The organism is Chitinophaga cymbidii (assembly GCF_007992715.1).
In the GTDB taxonomy this organism is placed as follows: domain Bacteria; phylum Bacteroidota; class Bacteroidia; order Chitinophagales; family Chitinophagaceae; genus Chitinophaga; species Chitinophaga cymbidii.
This window is the reverse complement of sequence record NZ_BKAU01000009.1, coordinates 65,865-85,143: the sequence shown is the minus strand read 5'-3', so window position 1 is coordinate 85,143 and position 19,279 is coordinate 65,865. Positions and strand designations below refer to the sequence as shown.

Annotated in this window: 15 protein-coding genes; 9 read left to right on the top strand and 6 right to left on the bottom strand. The window is 53.7% G+C overall.

Features of this window, described 5'->3' with window-relative positions; translation table 11 throughout:
* Window positions 1-77 precede the first annotated feature (77 nt).
* Entirely contained in the window at window positions 78-1,250 is a 1,173-nt protein-coding gene (locus tag CCY01nite_RS25800; protein WP_146867455.1) for an acetyl-CoA C-acyltransferase, read from the bottom strand.
* Between the two features lie 139 nt (window positions 1,251-1,389).
* Here CCY01nite_RS25800 and CCY01nite_RS25795 point away from each other — a divergent pair, with 139 nt between their 5' ends.
* The 8 genes from CCY01nite_RS25795 (at window position 1,390) to dnaG (ending at window position 14,028) form a co-directional block, all read left to right on the top strand.
* A complete protein-coding gene (locus CCY01nite_RS25795; protein WP_146867454.1) occupies window positions 1,390-1,977 on the top strand; it encodes an RNA polymerase sigma factor in 588 nt (195 codons plus the stop codon).
* A gap of 83 nt (window positions 1,978-2,060) precedes the next feature.
* Window positions 2,061-3,248 carry a FecR family protein gene (locus tag CCY01nite_RS25790; RefSeq protein WP_146867453.1) on the top strand — a complete coding sequence of 396 codons (1,188 nt, stop codon included), beginning with the start codon at window positions 2,061-2,063 and terminating at the stop codon, window positions 3,246-3,248.
* Window positions 3,249-3,486: 238 nt separating this feature from the next.
* On the top strand, window positions 3,487-6,813 hold the full coding sequence (locus tag CCY01nite_RS25785) for a SusC/RagA family TonB-linked outer membrane protein (RefSeq protein WP_146867452.1): 3,327 nt from the start codon (window positions 3,487-3,489) through the stop codon (window positions 6,811-6,813).
* Window positions 6,814-6,868: 55 nt separating this feature from the next.
* A complete protein-coding gene (locus tag CCY01nite_RS25780; RefSeq protein ID WP_146867451.1) occupies window positions 6,869-8,335 on the top strand; it encodes a RagB/SusD family nutrient uptake outer membrane protein in 1,467 nt (488 codons plus the stop codon).
* Between the two features lie 24 nt (window positions 8,336-8,359).
* The gene (locus CCY01nite_RS25775) at window positions 8,360-9,211 is read left to right on the top strand and encodes a DUF4843 domain-containing protein (protein ID WP_146867450.1); all 852 of its coding nucleotides are present in this window, start codon (window positions 8,360-8,362) and stop codon (window positions 9,209-9,211) included.
* A 34-nt stretch (window positions 9,212-9,245) separates the two neighbouring features.
* Entirely contained in the window at window positions 9,246-10,799 is a 1,554-nt protein-coding gene (locus tag CCY01nite_RS25770; RefSeq protein ID WP_146867449.1) for a PKD-like family lipoprotein, read from the top strand.
* Window positions 10,800-10,821: 22 nt separating this feature from the next.
* Window positions 10,822-11,886, top strand: coding sequence for a TlpA disulfide reductase family protein (locus CCY01nite_RS25765; protein WP_146867448.1), 1,065 nt, complete (start codon window positions 10,822-10,824; stop codon window positions 11,884-11,886).
* A gap of 165 nt (window positions 11,887-12,051) precedes the next feature.
* Complete coding sequence (gene dnaG, locus CCY01nite_RS25760; RefSeq protein WP_146867447.1) at window positions 12,052-14,028, top strand: DNA primase; 1,977 nt, start codon at window positions 12,052-12,054, stop codon at window positions 14,026-14,028.
* A 26-nt stretch (window positions 14,029-14,054) separates the two neighbouring features.
* Here dnaG and CCY01nite_RS25755 read toward each other — a convergent pair whose 3' ends face one another.
* The 3 genes from CCY01nite_RS25755 to CCY01nite_RS25745 form a co-directional block, all read right to left on the bottom strand.
* Entirely contained in the window at window positions 14,055-14,546 is a 492-nt protein-coding gene (locus CCY01nite_RS25755) for a dihydrofolate reductase (protein WP_146867446.1), read from the bottom strand.
* Window positions 14,543-15,337, bottom strand: a complete 795-nt coding sequence (locus tag CCY01nite_RS25750; protein ID WP_146867445.1) for a thymidylate synthase — start codon at window positions 15,335-15,337, stop codon at window positions 14,543-14,545. Before CCY01nite_RS25750 ends, CCY01nite_RS25755 begins: the two co-directional genes overlap by 4 nt.
* A gap of 186 nt (window positions 15,338-15,523) precedes the next feature.
* A complete protein-coding gene (locus tag CCY01nite_RS25745) occupies window positions 15,524-16,702 on the bottom strand; it encodes a proline dehydrogenase family protein (protein WP_146867444.1) in 1,179 nt (392 codons plus the stop codon).
* 201 nt (window positions 16,703-16,903) lie between these two features.
* On the opposite strand from CCY01nite_RS25745, the gene CCY01nite_RS25740 reads away from it, so the two are divergent.
* On the top strand, window positions 16,904-17,689 hold the full coding sequence (locus CCY01nite_RS25740; RefSeq protein ID WP_186831272.1) for a FecR family protein: 786 nt from the start codon (window positions 16,904-16,906) through the stop codon (window positions 17,687-17,689).
* Between the two features lie 57 nt (window positions 17,690-17,746).
* Here the strand turns inward: CCY01nite_RS25740 and CCY01nite_RS25735 are convergent, their stop codons facing one another.
* The gene (locus CCY01nite_RS25735; protein WP_146867442.1) at window positions 17,747-18,082 is read right to left on the bottom strand and encodes a hypothetical protein; all 336 of its coding nucleotides are present in this window, start codon (window positions 18,080-18,082) and stop codon (window positions 17,747-17,749) included.
* An 11-nt stretch (window positions 18,083-18,093) separates the two neighbouring features.
* Complete coding sequence (locus CCY01nite_RS25730; RefSeq protein WP_146867441.1) at window positions 18,094-19,122, bottom strand: sugar phosphate isomerase/epimerase family protein; 1,029 nt, start codon at window positions 19,120-19,122, stop codon at window positions 18,094-18,096.
* Window positions 19,123-19,279 lie beyond the last annotated feature (157 nt).

Below are 19,279 nucleotides of genomic sequence, written 5' to 3'. Positions count from 1 at the left end.
TTATTTGAATATTATACACACCTCTTTTAAAAAAAGGCAGGGCAAAAATATCGTTTGTTTGCCAAAAAGCAAAGCATTTACATTTTTTCGATCACCATCGCACTCGCACCGCCGCCGCCGTTGCAGATGCCGGCCACACCGTAACGGCCGTTCTCTTTATGCAGGATGGAATTCAGCGTGATCACAATACGCGCGCCGCTGCAACCGATCGGATGCCCCAGTGCCACGGCCCCTCCCCACACATTCAGCGTTTCCGGCCGGAGGTCCAGGTCCCGCTCATTGGCCAGCGCCACGCAGGAGAACGCCTCGTTGATCTCCGTAAAGTCCATGTCCTTCACCGTCAGCCCGGCTTTCGCCAGCGCCCTGTTAATGGCTTTTACCGGCGTGGTGGTGAACCATTCCGGCGCCTGCGAAGCATCGGCAAAGCTGATGATCTTCGCCAGCGGCCGCAGGCCGAGTTCCTTTACTTTTTCTCCGCTCGCCAGCACTACCGCCGCCGCGCCGTCGTTGATCTTGGAAGCGTTGGCCGCTGTTACCGTGCCTTCCTTCTGGAACGCGGGCTTCAGGGCAGCCATCTTTTCAAAGTTCACTTTTTTATATTCTTCGTCCTCGCTCACGGTGACAGGCTGCTTGCCGGGCACTTCCACCGGTACGATCTCGTCTTTGAAATATCCTTTTTCATATGCCGCCGCTGTTCTGCGGTAGCTTTGCGCGGCATAGGCGTCCTGGTCTTCACGGCTGATCTTGTACTCCGCGGCGCAAATCTCCGCCGCGTTGCCCATGTGAAAATCCTTGTAAGGGTCCCACAGCCCGTCGCGCAGAATGCCGTCGATCACAGCGCCATGCCCCAGGCGGTAGCCGTTCCGGGCTTTATCGAGATAATACGGGATGTTGCTCATGCTTTCCATGCCGCCGGCCACCACAATGTCATTATCGCCCAGCAGGATGCTTTGCGCGCCCAGCATAATCGCTTTCATGCCGGAAGCGCAGACTTTGTTCACCGTTGTGCAGGGCACCGTGTTGGGCAAACCGGCATACAGGCTCGCCTGGTTGGCGGGCGCCTGCCCGATGTTGGCGCTGATCACATTTCCCATGTACACTTCCTGCACCTGGTCCGGCGATACCTTTGCCCTTTCCAGTGCCGCTTTTATAACCGTAGCGCCCAACTGCGTGGCGGGAACGGCGGACAAAGCGCCGTTGAAACTGCCGATCGGCGTTCTGGCTACTGATATGATAAATACTTCTTTCATCGCTGCGTGGTTTTTGTTTTGGTGGACCCAAATTTAGGGAATTGACGGGCGCGCGCCAAAAACCGGCCGCAGCGCAAATTATTTTAACGCCTTCTGCAAATTCCTGTTAACTTTACGCCATATTCAACCAAAATTGCTAATGCGCACTGTCACCGCATACTCTGATAGTGAATTACTGGAATTACTTCGAAACGGTAGCAAGGAGGCTTTTACACAATTATACGCTACCTATAGCGAACGGCTTTATCACATTCTGCTCAGAATGGTGAAATCACCGGATATTGCGGAAGAATTATTACAGGATGTATTCATCAGGATTTGGGAAAAGCGGGCAACCATCAACGTACAAAGCAGCCTGGGGGCATACCTGAACAAGATCGGCGAGAACATTGTATATGATTTTTTCCGCAAGGCCGCGCGGGACAGGTCACTGTATGCCCAGCTGGAAAATTATATGGAACGGGTCACCGAGCCGGCCGCCGCTCCCGTGGATGGTGGTGAAGACCTGTTGAATAAAGCCATAGAGGAGCTTCCCCCGCAACGCCGGCAGGTGTTCCGTCTTTGCAAGCTCGAAGGGCAAAGCTACCAGCAGGTGAGCCTGCTGCTGGGCATTTCCGTATCCACCGTGAACGACCATATTGTAAAGGCCACGAAAACCCTGCAGAAAAATATCTCCGGCCGCATCGTAAGCATAGCGGTCTGCATGCTGTTAACCGGTATCCGCTGATTTTTCCTTCCCCCCTCAAAAAAATTTCCAAACAGAGCAGATGAAAACGCAGGTTCCTGCGTCTATCATCAAAACGCCATCTTTTGGAGAAAGAACAATTCACATCCCTGTTTCAAAAATACCTGCAAAACCGTTGTAGTCCTGATGAACTGCGCACACTGCTGGACGCGCTTGCCGAGCCCGGCCGCCAGGAGCTCGCCCGCAAGCTCGTCCACGAGCAGTTCAATATCCCTGTACCTGACCAGACCGGCAGCAGCGATCCCCAGCTGCAAAACCGCCTGCAAGCCCGGCTGGACAATATCCTCGCCACCATTGACGCCAGCGAGCCGGTGGTTATAGAGCATCCGGCCAGGAAGTCCCGCCAGTGGGGCTGGTGGGCCGCCGCGGTGGTCATGCTGGGCGCCGGGTACTGGTATTTTAACCAAAGCCGGCCCGGAGCCGCAGGCCCGGAGCTGGTGCAGGAACAAACGGACCTGCAGCCGGGCCGGAATGCCGCCGTGCTTACTTTATCCAGCGGCGAACAGATCCCGCTGGACAGTAACGCCAGCGGCGTGTTGAGCACGCAAGGCAACACCGCGGTGATCAATTCGGGCGGACAGCTTAGCTATCAAACGCAGCAACCGTCCGGCATGCTGGTGTACAACACACTGACCACGGCCAAAGGCAATCAGTACCGCCTGGTGCTGCCGGACGGCACAAAAGCATGGCTCAACGCCGCCACGGCCATCAAATACCCCGTAGCGTTCACCGGCGATCAGCGCCTGGTGGAGGTGAGCGGGGAAGTGTATTTTGAAGTAACACACAATGACAAGCAGCCTTTTATCGTAAAGGCGGGTGGACAAATAATTGAGGACATGGGCACCGCATTCAATGTAAATGCCTATCCGGACGATCATGCCGTAAAAACCACCCTCACGGAAGGCGCCGTGAAGATCGGCGGAACCATATTAAAACCCGGCCAGCAGGCCATCGCCGCCAATGGAAAACTGAAAGTATCAGGAGTAGACACCAGCCAGGTGCTGGCCTGGAAAAACGGATTGTTCAGCTTCCGTCATACTCCCCTCGAAGAGGTGATGAAACAGCTTTCCCGGTGGTATGATGTGGAAGTGGTATATGCGGGTGACATGCCTGAAATGTTCTTTGGGGGAAAGATCAGCCGGAACACGAAGGCTTCGGTGGTGTTGACCATCCTGCAAAAGAGCGGCATCTTCTTTAAGATACAGGACAGAAAGATCATCGTAACAAAACAACCAGAATTGATAACAGAATAAAAAATCAGCATTATGTAGAAAGAATTTCCTGACAGAAGGCCAGAAAACCGCCCCGGGGTCGGATCCGGAGCGGCGCAAATTCGGGAGGCCAGAAAAACGTTTACGGCACTTTCCATTAACCAACCCAAACATTAGCAAAACTATGCAAATCTATGACTTTTGCATCCAATCCTCCTGCAAAAGAAAGGACAGGCTTACCGCCATTTGGTTTATTCACAGGCGTACATTCATTCGTACTATGAGACTTACAGTTGTATTGCTATTGGCTGCCCTTCTCCAGGTCAGCGCAAAGGGTTTTTCCCAGGCGATCACACTATCCGCGAAAGAATTACCGCTGGAAAAGGTCTTTACAGCAATTGAAAGGCAGTCCAGCTACGTTTTCTTTTACAATGAAGGGATACTGAAAGATGCGCTTCCGGTAACGATCGATCTTAAAAATGTTCCGCTGGAACAGGCGCTGGCAGCGTGTTTCCGCAGCCAGCCTTTTACCTATGAGGTGGTGGACAATACCATCATCCTGAAGGAGAAAACAGTTGAAAAACGCGCTCCGGCCGCCTCCACGCCCGTTCCCGCACAGGCGCTCCGCATCGCGGTAACAGACTCTACCGGCACCGCCATCCCGGGTGTTACCGTACTGATCAAAGGCACCACACGCGGCGGCTCTACGGACGCAAGCGGCATCCTTCACCTGAATGTGTCGGACGGAGATGTGCTGGTATTTTCCTACCTGGGCATGCAATCCCGCACCGTCCCGGTTACGAAGGAAATGCTGGCCCGCGCCACGCTGACTGTTGTATTGAAACCGGATGAAAACAACCTCGAGGGTGTGCAGGTGGTTTCTACCGGCATTTATCAGCGTGACAGGAACAGCTTCACCGGTTCGTCTTCCACTTTCACCGCCAGGGAACTCAGCATGGTGAGCAACCAGAACGTGCTGCAAAGCCTGAAAACCCTCGACCCTTCGTTCGCCATCGTAACCAACAACCAGTTCGGCTCCGATCCCAACCGCCTGCCGGATATCGAGATCAGGGGCAAGAGCAGCATCATCGGGCTGACGGACGAGTACGGCTCCAATCCCAACCAGCCGCTGTTCATCCTGGACGGCTTTGAAAGCACGCTGGCCATTATCAGTGACCTGAGCATGGACCGCGTTGCCAGCATCACGCTGTTGAAAGACGCCGCCGCCACCGCTATTTACGGTTCCAAAGCCGCCAACGGCATCGTAGTAATAGAAACCAAAAAACCGCTGCCGGGCCAGTTACGGGTGAGCTACAACCTCAACACCGCGGTCAACTTCGCTGACCTCACGGATTACAACCTGATGAACTCGGAAGAAAAGCTGCAATTCGAGCTGCTTTCCCACTTTTATGGCTTAATTGACGAGAACAACAACATCATCAACGGCAATGAAAAAGAAGCAACTTACTTCGACCGCCTGAAGGAAGTGCGCCGCGGCGTAAATACCTACTGGGCAAACGAGCCCCTGCGCACAGGCGTTTTCCAGCGCCATACCATCGCGGCGGAAGGCGGTGACGCCAATTTGCGTTACCGTGCATCGCTCAACTACGGCAACAACGAAGGCGTGATGAAAGGCTCCAACCGGCAAACCACCGGGGGCAACGTTTACCTCACCTACCGCAAAGGCCGCCTCTCCGTCAGCAACTCGTTAAGCATAGACTACGTGAAGGCCAACCATGAAACCGTCGCGTTCTCACGATTCTCCCGCGCCAATCCCTATTACCGCAAGTACAATGCAGACGGCACCATCGATAAATTGCTGGAATCCTACAGGTATATGGACGACGGGCTGGTTCCCAGGACCGTGAACGTATACAACCCGCTGTACGACATGAGCAACAATAATATGAACCGTGATCAGTCGCAGGGATTTACCAACAATTTTGAACTGAACTGGTTCCTGACAAATGCCATGCGCTTCCGCGCGCGGGCCGGCCTCCGCAAGCTCAATACCGGTAGCCAGATTTTCAGGTCGCCCTTTAATTCTGAATTCGAAGGCATAGAAACGCTCCGGAAAGGGAACTATACGGAAAGCAACGGGCAAACACTGAATTATGACGGAGATGTGAGCCTTACTTACGGCAAACTGTTCGGCGGCAAACACCAGGTGAATGCCGTTGCCGGTATGCGGCTGGAACAGTCCGCGTCGAAAATGAGCAGTTACCAGGTAGAGGGGTTTGTGGATGATGATTTCGCGAATCCGAACTTTGCCTTTGGCTATCCTGAAGGCAGCCGGGCAAGCTACCAGGAATCCATCCGCCGCGGCGCCGGTTTCTATCTGAACACCGGCTATTCCTTCGATCAGCGGTACCTGCTGGACGCCACCGTGCGCTCAGACGGATCTTCTATCTACGGCGCTCAGCGCCAGTTCACCACCATCTGGTCTGTTGGCCTGGGCTGGAACATCCATAAAGAAGCGTTCTTCAGGAACAGCGGCCAGTCCTGGCTAAACCAGCTCCGCCTGCGCGGCTCCATCGGCAACCCGGGCAACCAGAACTTCGACGACTACATTTCCATGCGCATATACGGTTACAATAACGAAAACCGTAACCCTTTCGGCACCAGTGTGATCATTACGAACTTCGGCAACAGCGGCCTGCAATGGCAGAAAACGCTGGACCGCAATATCGGCCTGGACGCGCTTGTGCTGAACGAGCGGTTGCGCGTGAACCTGGATTACTTCTATAAAAACACCAATCCCCTGCTGGTGTTCGTAACGCTGCCCTCTTCCGCAGGGCTGGATAAAGCGGCGCAGAACATCGGCGAACAGCTGACCCGCGGCTTCACCGCCATGGTGGATTATACGCTGGTCCGCCAGCGGAGCTTCAACTGGCGCGTTAACCTGAACATGCGCCAGCTGAAATCACAGTACCAGGGCATGGGCGACAAGCTGAAGAATTTCAATGATGCCAATCAAAGCCGCAACCTGGTACGCTATTACGACGGCGGAAGCCCCTCAGACCTCTGGGCCGTGCGCTCCGTGGGCATCGATCCGGCAACCGGGCGCGAAGTATTCCTGAATAAAAACGGGAACCAGACCTTCGTGCATGACTATCAGGACGAAGTGGTGGTGGGCAACAGCGAGCCCAGCATGGAAGGCATCATCGGCACCAACTTTTACTACAAAGGCTTCTCCGCTTCCGTGAACCTCCGCTACCGCCTGGGCGGGCAGATCTTCATGCAAACGCTTTACGACAAAGTGGAAAACATCTCCATCACCAACGTAACGCTGAACCAGGACAAACGTGCGCTGTACGAACGCTGGCAGAAACCGGGAGACGCCGCCAAATTCAAATCCATCAACAATACCAGCTACACGCCGATGTCGTCGCGCTTCGTAGCGGACAACAATGTGCTGTCAGGAGAATCCTTCTCCGTAGGTTATGAAACCACCACCGCATCGTTCCTGCGTACGGTCGGCGCATCTTCCTTCACCGTGCGCGCCTATATGAATGACATATTCTATATAGCCAGCGTCACCAACGAAAGAGGGATAGACTATCCATTCGCGCGTTCGGTTTCCTTATCTGCCTCCATTCGTTTTTAAGGAGCATGACAACGCGGAATGATCAAATGAAAATTATCATAAAAATTATTGAAGGATGAACGCAATGAAAATATTTTTTCCCCTGATCGTTTGCTGCATGCTGGCGTCTTGCAGTAAATGGATCGATGTAAAGCCGGCGGACAGGCTTTCCGAAGAGATGCTTTTCCAGGACCGGGAGGGATACCTGAAAGCGTTGAACGGGGTATATGTGGAAATGGCGAACGCTTCGCTGTACGGGCAGGATATGACTGCCGGCGTGCTGGACGTGCTGGCGCATTATTACTACCTGCCCTCGTCCCTGCACAGGTTTTACTATTATACGAATTTTGTCTACACACAGGAGGATGTCAAGACCACGTTCGACGATACCTGGAAGAAAGCCTACCAGCTGATCGCCAACTGCAACGTGCTCATTGAGGAGTGCGACAAGGCGTCTGCCGGGCTGTTGCCGGAGCCGTACTTCAGTATTGTGAAAGGCGAAGCGCTGGCCCTGCGTGCCATGCTGCACCTGGATATGCTGCGTTTGTTCGGCCCCCTGTGGACGGATGAGAACAAGTCCCTCCCCAGCATTCCGTATGTCTCCAAAAGCGGTTTTGAAGTATCTCCCATCCTGCCGAACAGCGAAGCGGTGGAGCATGTGATCAGCGACCTGGAAGCCGCGCTCGCGCTGCTCGAAAATACGGACCCGGTGCGTACCGAAGGCGTCCGCAATGCCGACAATCCCACAGGGTCCAATGATCTTTATTACCGGCAGTACCGCCTTAACTACTACGCGGTAAAAGCCCTGATGGCCCGCACCTACCTCTGGAAAAACGACAAACAGGCCGCCTTCAGCACCGCCAGCGAGCTGCTGCAGGAAGTGCAGGACCCGGCCCGGAATACGTTCCCTTATGTAGCCCCGCTCAGCGCCACACATGCGGAAACGCCCGACCGCGTGTTCTCGCCGGAGGTGATGTTTGCCGTGTACAATATCAACCGGGTAAATATGTTCAACGCCCTCTTTTCCGCCGCATTAAAGCCTGACGGCAGGCTCTCCTTCAACAGCGTTGATGTTGGAAAAGCAAGGGTAGACGAGCTTTACGACGAAGCAAACGACTACCGCCTGCGCATCTGGCAGGAGGTAACTTCCGGCACCACCACCCTGCTCACCAACCTGAAATACCAGGACATCACCAATGCGCCCGGCCGCTATATGATCCCGCTGATACGCCTGAGCGAAGTACTGCTCATTGCGGCGGAATGCAGCCCGGACCTGAACGAAGGCACCCGGTACCTCAACGAGGTACGCACAAGCCGCGCCGCCGTCAGCCTTTACCCGGCAGATGAAACAGCGCTGAAAGCGGCCATCACCCGCGAGTTCAGAAAAGAAACGATCGGCGAAGGCCAGGCATTCTTTTATTTCAAACGCAACGCGATGCAGGTAGTGCCCAACAGCGGCGCCCTCACGGGCACACAGACCATGGAGCTGAACAACTACGTGATCCCCCTGCCGGACAGTGAAACATCGCAGCGGAACGATTAAACATGAACACTTAAAATCTTACAGATGAAAAGAATAATGCAGCTTTTCCTGCCGGCCGCCCTGCTCCTTTCCGCCGGATGTAAAAAGGAGATGCCCGGCTATGAGGGAACCGAAGGGGTGTACTTCGCCGTACAATACGGCCAGGCGTCGCTGAGCGAAAACTACTGGCCCTACCAGCCCACCACCCCGGTGTCGTTCGTCAGCTATGGCAGCGACGAGATCACCTACCCCGTAAAAGTGATGATCACCGGCCCGCTGAAAGACTTCGACCGGCCTTTCAGGGTTGAAGTAAACCCGGACTCCACCACGGCTACATTGGGCGTACATTATGAAGCGCTGCCGGAAGAAGTGATCATGCCCGCCAATTCACTCGTTGCCTACGTGCCCGTAAAACTGAAACGGACGGCGGACCTCCAGGAAAAAGAAGTAAAGCTCGGGCTGCGGCTCGTGGCGAATGAATACTTCGGCCTTTCTTTCCCGGAATGGGATGCCATCCCCGGCTATGAAAGCGGCCCCCTTGTGAAGGAATTCGACGCCAGCATGCATACCCTGTACGTCAGCGATTTCATGGTGCAGCCCGTGGTATGGCGCGGTTCCATCCAGAATGGCAACAGGGAATCCGGCCTCTGGGGCGCCTTCACCCGCAAAAAGCTGGAACTGATGGCCGAGCTGATGGGCGTCACCTATGCCGACTTCGCCAGTGAGGAAACCATGCCCCTCGTGAAGTCCATGCTCCTGACCAACATAGTGCAGGAATACCTGATAGAACGGTACAATGCAAAAGATCCGGTGCTGGAAGACGACGGCCGCCTGATGTGGGTCGGCTCCGTGCCCTGGACTTCCTACATCGGCGTTCCCTATGTGCCCGGCGGCTAATTCATCTATCTAATCAACCATTACGTTATCTATTATGAGAAGATATTCTGTTCATACTGCAATATTCATCGTGCTGGGCGCACTGGCGGCAGCCTGCAGCAAGGATCTGGGAAACTATTCCTATGACGATATCAATGAGCTGGCCATCAAAGGCGTGGCCGACAAATACTCGGTGACCACCGCGGTGGATACGCTCCGCATTTCGCCGGAAGTGACCGCCACCGAGGCCGGCAGCGGAAAAGACCGCTATAAGTACTACTGGATCATCAGGGGCAGCAACAAGTTTCTGGACACCCTTGGATTCGAAGAAACACTCGAATACCCGGTACTGCTCGCACCGGAAACCTACAACATGGAGTTCCGCACGGTAGACGAAGTAACCGGCGTATCCTGGTGGAAAAAATTCGAGCTGGTGGTAGGCACCGTATACACGCGCGGCATCCTGCTGATAGGAGAAAACGAGCAGGGCAATGCGGAAGCGGAAATGCTGTCCATGATCGCGGACACGGTGCTGGTGCGCAACATCCTTTCCAACAGCGGCCTGCCCGTGCTGAAAGACCCCGTGAGCTTCCTCCATACCAGCGGATGGGAAGCCTATAAAAAGATCTGGGTATTCAGCAAATCCGGCTCTTACCACCTGGACCGCCTGTCCATGGAAGGCTCGGAGGATAATACTTTCGGCAAACAGGTCTACACCTCCGATCCCATCGACACGAAAACACTCATACCGGTGGCGCTGGCGCCGCAGGTAAAGACCGCTGCCGGCGCAACAGGCACCGATTATCTCCGCGCCATGCTCTGCAACGACGGCAGCATCTTTGTTTCTTACCTGCTGCTGAACGGGGGCGATTTCTATACCAATCCCATGAACCGCATAGCCGCCGATCCCCAGAAGCTGCTGAAAGCCGCGCCATACCTGCTGTACTCCATCAATAACATGAATGCTATCGTCTGGTACGATACGGAAAACCAGCGCTTCCTGAACATCACCAATATCGGGCTGAGCACGGCTTCCAATGTATTGACGGACAAAGATGGAGATCCCTTTCCCTGGAACCAGGCGGGCACCGGCAGAACGCTGGTGTACGCGGAAAACACCCGCAACACGGACGGCAGCTCCACACACGGCAACTCCTTTGCCGTGATGAAGGACGCCGGCAATACCTGCTACCTGTACAAGTTCTACGCATACGGCTCCACGCCGCCCAAACGGGCCGCATATACCGTACTGCCCATGGCGGTGAATTTCGACAAAGCGGATTTCTATGCATTTTCATCGAACCGCACCGTAGTGTTCTATTCCGTTGGCGCCAAACTGTATGCGTATGATTACAATCCCGGCAACGAGAAATTCTACGAATATCCCGCCATCGGCAATGATCCGATCACGATGCTGAAGTTCGATACACAAATGGACTACCTCAGCAATTCACTCTACATCGCTACCTATAACGCCACCACAAAAGGCACCCTGCGCCGCTTCGCGGTAGGCAGCAATCCCAACGTGGTGGAAATAACGCAGGTGGAGCATGGCCGCTGGGACAACCTGATCAAAGTGAAGAATATGAACTGGCGCGCAGTTAATTAATCAAACTATTAAAAACTGAATAATGATGACAAAAATCAGAACGATTGGCGTTTTTTCAATGTTGACGTTTTCCATCGCTGCCACAGCGCAGGAATCTTTCGAATTAAAAGGCACTGTCACAGAGGCCAAAGAGAACGGAATGGTGATGCTCAGCTATAATGACGGTACCCGGTTTCGCTATGATACCACCCGGGTGAGGAATCATTCTTTTTCCCTCACCGGCAAAATTTTACAGCCCGGAAGATCGATGCTGTACATTGAACACATCACAAAGCAGGACGAAGCCCAGTACTTCTTTCTTACCGGCGGCACCACTTCCGTTAAGGGCAAGCGCGTGGGCAGCTCTGAAATAGAGGGCGGAAAAGCGCAAAGCGAATACAATCTTTTGCTGGACCAGTGGAAAAATGTCGGCTGGGAACCACTCAGCACTTCGGAAAAAAGCAAAAGCGTAAAAATGAAAAAAGACAGCGTAAGCCTCGCCTTTTTGAAATCCTATCCCAGCTCCCCGGTGTCGTTCTGGTTGATGGAAGACCTGGCAACGGCCAGCTTCATTGGTGAAAACCGCGAAAAAGTGGCGCCGGTTTATGAAAAGATGGACAGCGAATGGCGTGCATCCAAAAACGGCAAAAAGATCGCCGGATTGCTGGAAACCGCGAAAAAGCTCGGCGTAGGCATGCCCGCCATCGATTTTACCATGAACGATACGCTTGGCAAGCCGGTACGCCTGGCAGACTTCCGTGGGAAGTACGTGCTGCTGGACTTCTGGGCATCCTGGTGCGTTCCCTGCCGGGGCGAAAATCCCAATGTGGTGAAAGCCTGGCAAAAATATAAAGACAGGAACTTCACCGTGATCGGCGTTTCGCTGGACAAAGAATCAGACAAACAAAAATGGATCAATGCTATCCATATGGACGACCTCACGTGGACGCACCTCTCCGATCTGAAGGGATGGGACAATGCCGCCGCAAGGGCCTACGAGGTGCGAAGCATCCCGATGAACTACCTGATAGATCCCCAGGGCAAGATCATCGGCGTTGCGCTCCGTGGCAACGCTCTGGGCGAAAAGCTGGAGGAAATATTGCAGTAAGCGCAATTACATAAAAGATTGAAAGAGTGCTCCGTAAACCCGCGGAGCACTCTTTTTTTTGCGGGCCGCCGGTTCCCCCGCTGGTGTTTTTTTATGCCTGCCCGCCGGTTCTCCGGCATGCGTTTTTTTTGTAGATTTGTGGTTTGCCTAACCATTCCCAATCTCTTGATCTCTCAAAATACCATACAGCAGATCCTCAACCGGATAGATATCGTCGAGATCGTCGGCTCCTTCGTGAAACTGAAAAAACGCGGCGCCAACTACCTCGGCCTTTGCCCGTTCCACAACGAGAAATCCCCCTCCTTCACCGTTTCCGGCAGCAAGGAGATCTACAAATGTTTCGGTTGCGGTAAAAGCGGCAATACCATCAACTTCCTCATGGAGCATGAAAAATACTCCTATGTGGAAGCCCTGCGATGGCTCGCCCAGAAATATGGCGTGGAAATAGAGGAAAGAGAGGTCAGCCCCGAAGTAAAAGCCCAGCAGCAGCTGGCGGACAGCCTTTTCATCATCAACAACTTCGCGCGCGACTATTTCGTGCAAACGATGTTCGATACGGAGGAAGGGCAGAACGTGGGCCTGAGCTACTTCGAGGAAAGAGGTTTCTCCGAAGAGATCGTCCGCAAGTTCCAGCTCGGCTATTCGCTCGACAAAAGGGACGCATTCGTCAAAGCCGCGCAGGCTAAGGGATACAACCAGGAATACCTGTTGAAGACGGGCCTCATCGCCATCCGCAATGAGCTGCCGCAGGACAACTACCGCGGGCGCGTGATCTTCCCCATCCACAACCAGAGCGGCAAAGTGCTCGGCTTCGGCGCGCGCATCCTCGTGAAATCAGACCGTGCGCCCAAATACATCAACTCCCCGGAAAACGACATCTACGTCAAAAGTAAAGTGCTGTACGGCACCTACTTTGCAAGGCATTCGATAGACCGGCTGGATGAATGTTTGCTGGTGGAGGGTTATACCGATGTGATCTCCCTGCACCAGGCGGGCATTGAGAACGTGGTGGCTTCCAGCGGCACGTCGCTGACCACCGACCAGCTCCGGCTCATCAAAAAATATACGAACAACCTCACCATCCTCTATGATGGCGATAACGCGGGCGTGAAAGCCGCGCTCCGGGGGCTGGACATGGCCATCGAAGAAGGGCTCAACGTAAAGCTGGCCCTCATCCCGGATAAGGAGGACCCGGACAGCTATGTGCGGAAGATCGGCGCGGAAGCTTTCCGGAATTTTATTGCGGAGAACAAACAGGACTTTATCCTCTTCAAGCTGCAGGTGTCCCTGCGCGAAGCCGGCAACGACCCTACCAAAAAATCACAGCTGGTGAACGAGATCGCGGAAACGATCTCCCGGATAGATAAAGTAGAGGACTTCACCAAACAGCAGGATTATATCCGCCAGTGCAGCCAGCTGCTGAAGATAGACGAGCAGGGCATGGTGACGCTGGTGAACAAATACATCCGCGACCGGCTCATCAAGCAACAGCAGCAGCAAAACAAAAAGCAGCAGGAACAATCCTCCGAAGAAGGCCCTTCCCCGGAGGAAATGTACCCCGAATATTTCGAGGACGGCAGCCCTATAGACAGCGGCGACAACCTTTTCAACCGCGATGAAAAGCAGGAAAGGGAACTGGTGAAAATACTGCTGCGCTTTGGCGACAAGCCTTTCAGCGAAGAAGAGAACAACACCGTGGCGGATTACATCTTCCACCTCCCCTACGACTTCGAATCACTGGCGGACAGCGAGATCGTCAAGAAAATATTGCGCGAATACAAAGTCAAATATGATGAAGGCCAGCTGCTGGACAAAAAATGGTTCCTCTACCACCAGGATGACGACATCGCCCGCAACGTAGCGCAGATACTGGAAGACAAGGAAGCGGACCTGAGCGCCAACTGGAAGGAACGGTTCGAGATCAGCACCGTTTACGGCGATAACGCCTACCTCAAAGACACCATCTCCACCACCAACTACCTCATGCTGCGCAAGATCAAAAAACTGATCGTGGAAAACCAGCAGGAAATGGAAAAAGCGGAAGACCTCGACGCACAATTAAAATGTGTGGAAATGCATCAGCACCTCAAGCAGCTGGAAGTTGCGCTGACGCAGGAGATCGGAACGGTCATCTTTAAATGATATGTTTCGTAACACTCACGGTTGCCTTACTGCTTCCGCTCCCAGGTTTCAAACGTATAGGCAAAAGGATTTTTCTCATCCGCGGCATGCGCCTCGCTGAACGTCAGCGCCCATTCTTTTTCACTGATCTCCGGGAAAAAAGCATCGCCTTCCACCGTGGTATGCACGCGCGTCCGGTAAATGCGGTCCACCAGCGGGAAAGATTGCAGGAATATTTCCGTGCCGCCGGTAATGAAGATCTCCTTCGCATCCTGCTCCTCCGCGGCCTGGACGGCTTCGGAGATGGAAGACACAACGGTGATGCCGGGGTGGCTGTAACCGGCTTGACGGGTGATCACGATGTTCTGCCGGCCTTTCAGGGGTTTGCCCATCGATTCAAAGGTCTTGCGGCCCATGATCACCGGGAAGCCCCAGGTGGTGTTCTTGAAGAACTGCAGATCGCCGGGCAGATGCCAGGGCAGACGGTTCTCAATACCAATCACATTATTCTCTGAAGCGGCGACGATAATGGAGATCATACAGCTACGGGGGCTTTGATGTGCGGATGAAATTCGTAATGCTCCAGCGTGAAGTCCTCATAACGGAAGCTGAAGATATCTTTCACAGCGGGGTTCAGCTTCATCACCGGCAAGGGATAAGGTGTCCTTGTCAGCTGCAGCTTCGCCTGCTCGAAGTGGTTGTTATACAAATGCACGTCGCCAAAGCTGTGCACGAACTCGCCCGGCTGCAAATCGCATACCTGTGCGATCATCAGCGTCAGCAAAGCATAGGAAGCGATGTTGAACGGTACGCCGAGAAAAACGTCCGCGCTGCGCTGGTAAAGCTGGCAGCTTAATTTGCCGTCCGCCACATAAAACTGGAAGAGGCAGTGGCAGGGGCTCAGCGCCATGTCCGCCAGGTCCGCCACGTTCCAGGCGCTGACGATCAGGCGGCGGGAATCGGGGTTCTTTCTGATTTGGTTCACCACATCGGTGATCTGGTCGAAAGTCTTGCCACTGGCGCCTTCCCAGCTGCGCCATTGCTTGCCGTACACCGGGCCGAGGTCGCCTTCCGCACTGGCCCATTCATCCCATATTTTCACGCCATGCTCCTGCAGGTATTTTACATTGGTATCGCCGTTGAGGAACCAGAGCAGTTCGTAGATGATCGATTTTACGTGCAGCTTTTTGGTGGTGACGAGCGGAAAACCTTCCTGCAGGTCAAAACGCATCTGGTAACCAAAACAGCTGCGCGTACCGGTGCCGGTGCGGTCCGTTTTGTCGTTACCGTTATCGAGAATATGTTGTAGTAACTGAAGATATTGTTGCATGACCCCGCAAATTAACAAATAAAAGCGGAAAGCGCGGAGGGGAAGGAGGAATGTGGATATCGGGTGAAAAAAGCCGCCTCAATACCTGAGACGGCTTTTTGACATTGCAAATGATTAACATGGTTCCGGATATAATGACTTGTATTCTTCTCCCGTAAAACGGCGTTTTCGGGAAAAAGTTACAGGTCAGGCTTTCCTCCGCTTCATTTCTTCACGGATCAGGCCCAGCTCCCGCCCCATCTGGCCGGCAATGGAAGTATTCTCCTGCGCGCGGCGGATCAGGTAAGGCATCACGTCTTTCACGGGACCATAAGGTAAATATTTGGAAACACGGTAACCGGCATGCGCCAGGTTGAACGTGATGTTATCGCTCATGCCGTAGAGCTGTGAGAAGCTCACACGGGGATGATCGTGCGGCAGTCCCTTTTCATGCAGCAGCTCCGCCGCCAGCATGCAGCTGTCCTCGTTGTGGGTGCCGATGAAAACCGCCAGGTGGTCCAGCCGCTCCATGCAGAAGCGGATCGCTTCGTCGTAATCCTTGTCTGTAGCCTCTTTATTGGGTTGGATGGGGGAAGGATAGGATTCTTCTTCGGCGCGTTTCCGCTCCTTTTCCATATAAGCGCCCCGTACCAGCTTTGCCCCTAACAGGTAGCCCTTTTGCTGTGCTTTCCGGAAGGACGTTTGCAGGTATGCCAGCCGGTCGTGGCGGTATAGCTGGAACGTATTGTACACGATCACTTCTTCTTTATTAAACAGCGCCATCATTTCATCAGCCAGATCGTCCACCGGCTGCTGCACCCAGGATTCCTCCGCATCTATCAGCACGCCCACTTTTCCCTCCGCGGCGGCGGAACAAATGGTGCGGATGCGTTCCTTTACCCTTTCAAATTCTTTTTGCGCTTCCTGTTCCAGCGTTTCTCCCGCATGGATCTTTTCCAGCAGGCCAAAGCGCGCAAAGCCGGTTACTTTAACGGCGATGAAAGGAATGTGCCGCTTGCCGCTTGCAAAGCGGATGGCGCGCAGAAACTCCGGTACAGCATTGTCGTAATTCTCCTCCCCTTCCACCGCTTCCACGCCATAGTCCAGCGCCACGCCCACCCCGAATTTGCCAAGCTCTTCCGCGGCATGCACCGCTTCCTCCAGCGTTTCCCCGCCGCAGAACTGGTCAAAAATGGTAGACCGGATCAGTCCTTTGATGGGCAGATGCAGTTTAAAGGCGAGCGGCGTAACAAAAGCGCCGAGCTTCACCAGCCAGGGCTTACCGATATTGCTGAAAAGAAAATTGGCTTTTTTTAATGCTTTGGTGGACTTGTGCTCGAAAGCGATAGCTGTATCCTCGAACGACAATGATAACTGCTGTTTCATGCCCGGCAAAGTTAAGGGGACGGAACTGGTTTAACAAAAATGCCTGTTCACTCATGATAGTTTTCTGACATGCAATTAGCATGCATTGCGGAATAATTTTTATTATATTTATCGCCAGACAGTGTTACACAAATCTCTTTACTCCAAACAATGAGTGCAAGACAACCGCAATTCAGCCGCCGCCGGCGCTTTCCACTGTATATGAAAAAACGACGCAACTGGCAACCGGTGGCGCTGACGATCATTGTGCTGATACTGATCGCTTCCGGCATTTCTTATTACGTGGCCGGGCGTCACCATACCCGCTCGTCCATCCTGGCTTCCGGCCATCGTTACACCACCTACCAGTGCGCCTATGGCGAACGCAAGCTGGTAACGCTGCCGGACAGCACGCTGGCCTTACTGAACTCCCGCTCCACCCTTTACATCCCCACGGGCTTCCCGCACAGCAGCCGGGAGGTGATCCTGGACGGGGAAGCGTTCTTTAATGTACATAGGCAGGAGCCCCGCGAGTTCGTGGTAAAAACTGACAAATTAAAGACACATACTTCCGGCAGCATGTTCCGCATCCGCTCCCTGGAATGCCAGTCCGGCGCCACCCTGTATGTGCTCAGCGGCAAAGCCGACGTTTCCAAATCCTATTACTCCTCCACGGATAACGCCACCGAACATCTCGCCTCCGGCGAAATGATCCTGGCCAATAAAGACATCGACCTGATGGAAAAAGAAACCTTTACGCTGGCGGAGCAGCAGGATTGCCTGGACGGAAAGCTGGTGTTCCACAATACCCCGGTGCAGGCTGCCTTCCGGCAGATAGAAGACTGGTTCGGGGTGGAAATGGAGTTCCGCGGCAGCAGCGGCAAACTGCCGGAAGGTATCTCCGGCGAGTTCCGTAACGGTTCCCTGCAGGGCTTGCTGGCGGTGCTGGGAGACAGCGTGGGGTTTTCCTACCGCATCAAGCGGGATAAGGTAGTGATCCGGTTCTGATCCTTATAACTGATTAAAAAAGCCGGCTGCGTAGAGCGTAGCCGGCTTTTTTTGTTGTCAGATGTCCCGTTCTTCAACGGGCAGCTGTCTTATGAACTCCTCGAAAACATCTCCCTCATAATCATCGTACGCGCCATATGCGTTGATGATATGACCGATAAAACCGTCCTGGTTTTCCAGGAGATACAGCACGGCGGCATCTGAAGGATTGGATTCACCTTCAAAGCGGTAGGTGCGGATGATCCTGAAATCTTTCGGTTCAAAGATGCGGTCGTCGCCCAGATATTGCAGCTTGCCATCTTCGGTCAGCCGGAATTCATGGTCGTAGCCTCTTTGTTTCAGCACGTCCAGCACGCCGGACAGTGTGGTCATTCCATCGGGAGTGTTTTCCATATGATGTTGTGTTAGCTGATTTGCGCGCCTACTCTTTTAAGCAGTTCCAGCGTTTTGCGTACGCCTTCGTCTTCAGACAATTTGGAGCCTTCGTACTCGATGCCTACATATCCTTTGTAGCCGGCATTCTTCACGATCTGCATCATCTTCAGGTAGTCCGTTTCGGTTTCGTTGCCCTGCTCGTCAAAGTTATGCGTTTTGGCGCTTACGCCTTTGGCAAAAGGCATCAGCAGCTCCACGCCTTTGTACCGGTCGTATTCCTCCAGGCAGGTGGTCTTGGCCCATGCTTCGGGGGTGTCGTTCTCCGGCTTGCTGCGGTTGATGCAGAAGTTCCCGAAGTCCGGCAGCGTGCCGCAGCCCGGTTTGTTCACGCTTTTCATCACACCGCTCAGCCATTCGCCATTGGAGGAAAATCCGCCGTGGTTCTCTACGATCACGCCGATGTTGAAGTCCTTCGCAAAGTCCGTCAGCCTGCCTAGGCCGTCCGCCGCGGCTTTCGCCACTTCTTCCGCCTTGCCGTGACCGGCCGCGTTCACGCGGATAGAGTGGCAGCCCAGGAACTGCGCGGCTTCCACCCATTTGTAGTGGTTCTCTACCGCTTTGGTGCGCAGCTTCGGGTCCAGGTCGCCGAGTTCGCCTTCGCCGTCGCACATGATGAGTACATTGGTAACGCCGAGGTCGTCCGCACGTTTCTTCAGGTCGGCAAGATATGCTTTGTCTTTCGCCTTGTCCATAAAGAACTGGTTCACGTATTCCACGCCTGTAATGCCGAAATCGTTCTTTGCTTTGGCCGGGAAGTCCAGGTTGGTCATTTTCCCCGCGAACAATGCGGCGTGAAAAGACCATTCCGCGAGCGAGATCTTGAAGAACAATTCCTTCGGCACATCGGCAATGCCTGTTGAATCTGCGTTGGCAGAATCTGCGCCGGAAGTGGTGCCTGCGTTGTTACAGGCTGTTAAGAAAGCAGGGCCCAGGCTTACGCCGGCGGTAAAGAGGCCGATCTGGCGTAAAAAGTTCCTGCGGTTCGTGGATGATGACATTGTTTAAAATTTGAATTGGGTAATGAATTCTAACAGAAATGCGTACACGATTTAATTTAAATAACGTGGAAAGTACATAACAAATTAAGGAAAAAAAGAAACAAGATGAAAATAAAAAAGACTGCCGCGTCGGAGGCGGCGCTTTTTTTTCACGAAG

What these genes read in the sequence shown, in the direction of transcription:
- CCY01nite_RS25800 (WP_146867455.1), bottom strand. Translation starts at nt 1,250, where the DNA reads ATGAAAGAAGTATTTATCATATCAGTAGCCAGAACGCCGATCGGCAGT.
- CCY01nite_RS25795 (WP_146867454.1), top strand. Translation starts at nt 1,390, where the DNA reads ATGCGCACTGTCACCGCATACTCTGATAGTGAATTACTGGAATTACTT.
- CCY01nite_RS25785 (WP_146867452.1), top strand. Translation starts at nt 3,487, where the DNA reads ATGAGACTTACAGTTGTATTGCTATTGGCTGCCCTTCTCCAGGTCAGC.
- CCY01nite_RS25780 (WP_146867451.1), top strand. Translation starts at nt 6,869, where the DNA reads ATGAACGCAATGAAAATATTTTTTCCCCTGATCGTTTGCTGCATGCTG.
- CCY01nite_RS25775 (WP_146867450.1), top strand. Translation starts at nt 8,360, where the DNA reads ATGAAAAGAATAATGCAGCTTTTCCTGCCGGCCGCCCTGCTCCTTTCC.
- CCY01nite_RS25770 (WP_146867449.1), top strand. Translation starts at nt 9,246, where the DNA reads ATGAGAAGATATTCTGTTCATACTGCAATATTCATCGTGCTGGGCGCA.
- CCY01nite_RS25765 (WP_146867448.1), top strand. Translation starts at nt 10,822, where the DNA reads ATGATGACAAAAATCAGAACGATTGGCGTTTTTTCAATGTTGACGTTT.
- CCY01nite_RS25755 (WP_146867446.1), bottom strand. Translation starts at nt 14,546, where the DNA reads ATGATCTCCATTATCGTCGCCGCTTCAGAGAATAATGTGATTGGTATT.
- CCY01nite_RS25750 (WP_146867445.1), bottom strand. Translation starts at nt 15,337, where the DNA reads ATGCAACAATATCTTCAGTTACTACAACATATTCTCGATAACGGTAAC.
- CCY01nite_RS25745 (WP_146867444.1), bottom strand. Translation starts at nt 16,702, where the DNA reads ATGAAACAGCAGTTATCATTGTCGTTCGAGGATACAGCTATCGCTTTC.
- CCY01nite_RS25740 (WP_186831272.1), top strand. Translation starts at nt 16,904, where the DNA reads ATGAAAAAACGACGCAACTGGCAACCGGTGGCGCTGACGATCATTGTG.
- CCY01nite_RS25735 (WP_146867442.1), bottom strand. Translation starts at nt 18,082, where the DNA reads ATGGAAAACACTCCCGATGGAATGACCACACTGTCCGGCGTGCTGGAC.
- CCY01nite_RS25730 (WP_146867441.1), bottom strand. Translation starts at nt 19,122, where the DNA reads ATGTCATCATCCACGAACCGCAGGAACTTTTTACGCCAGATCGGCCTC.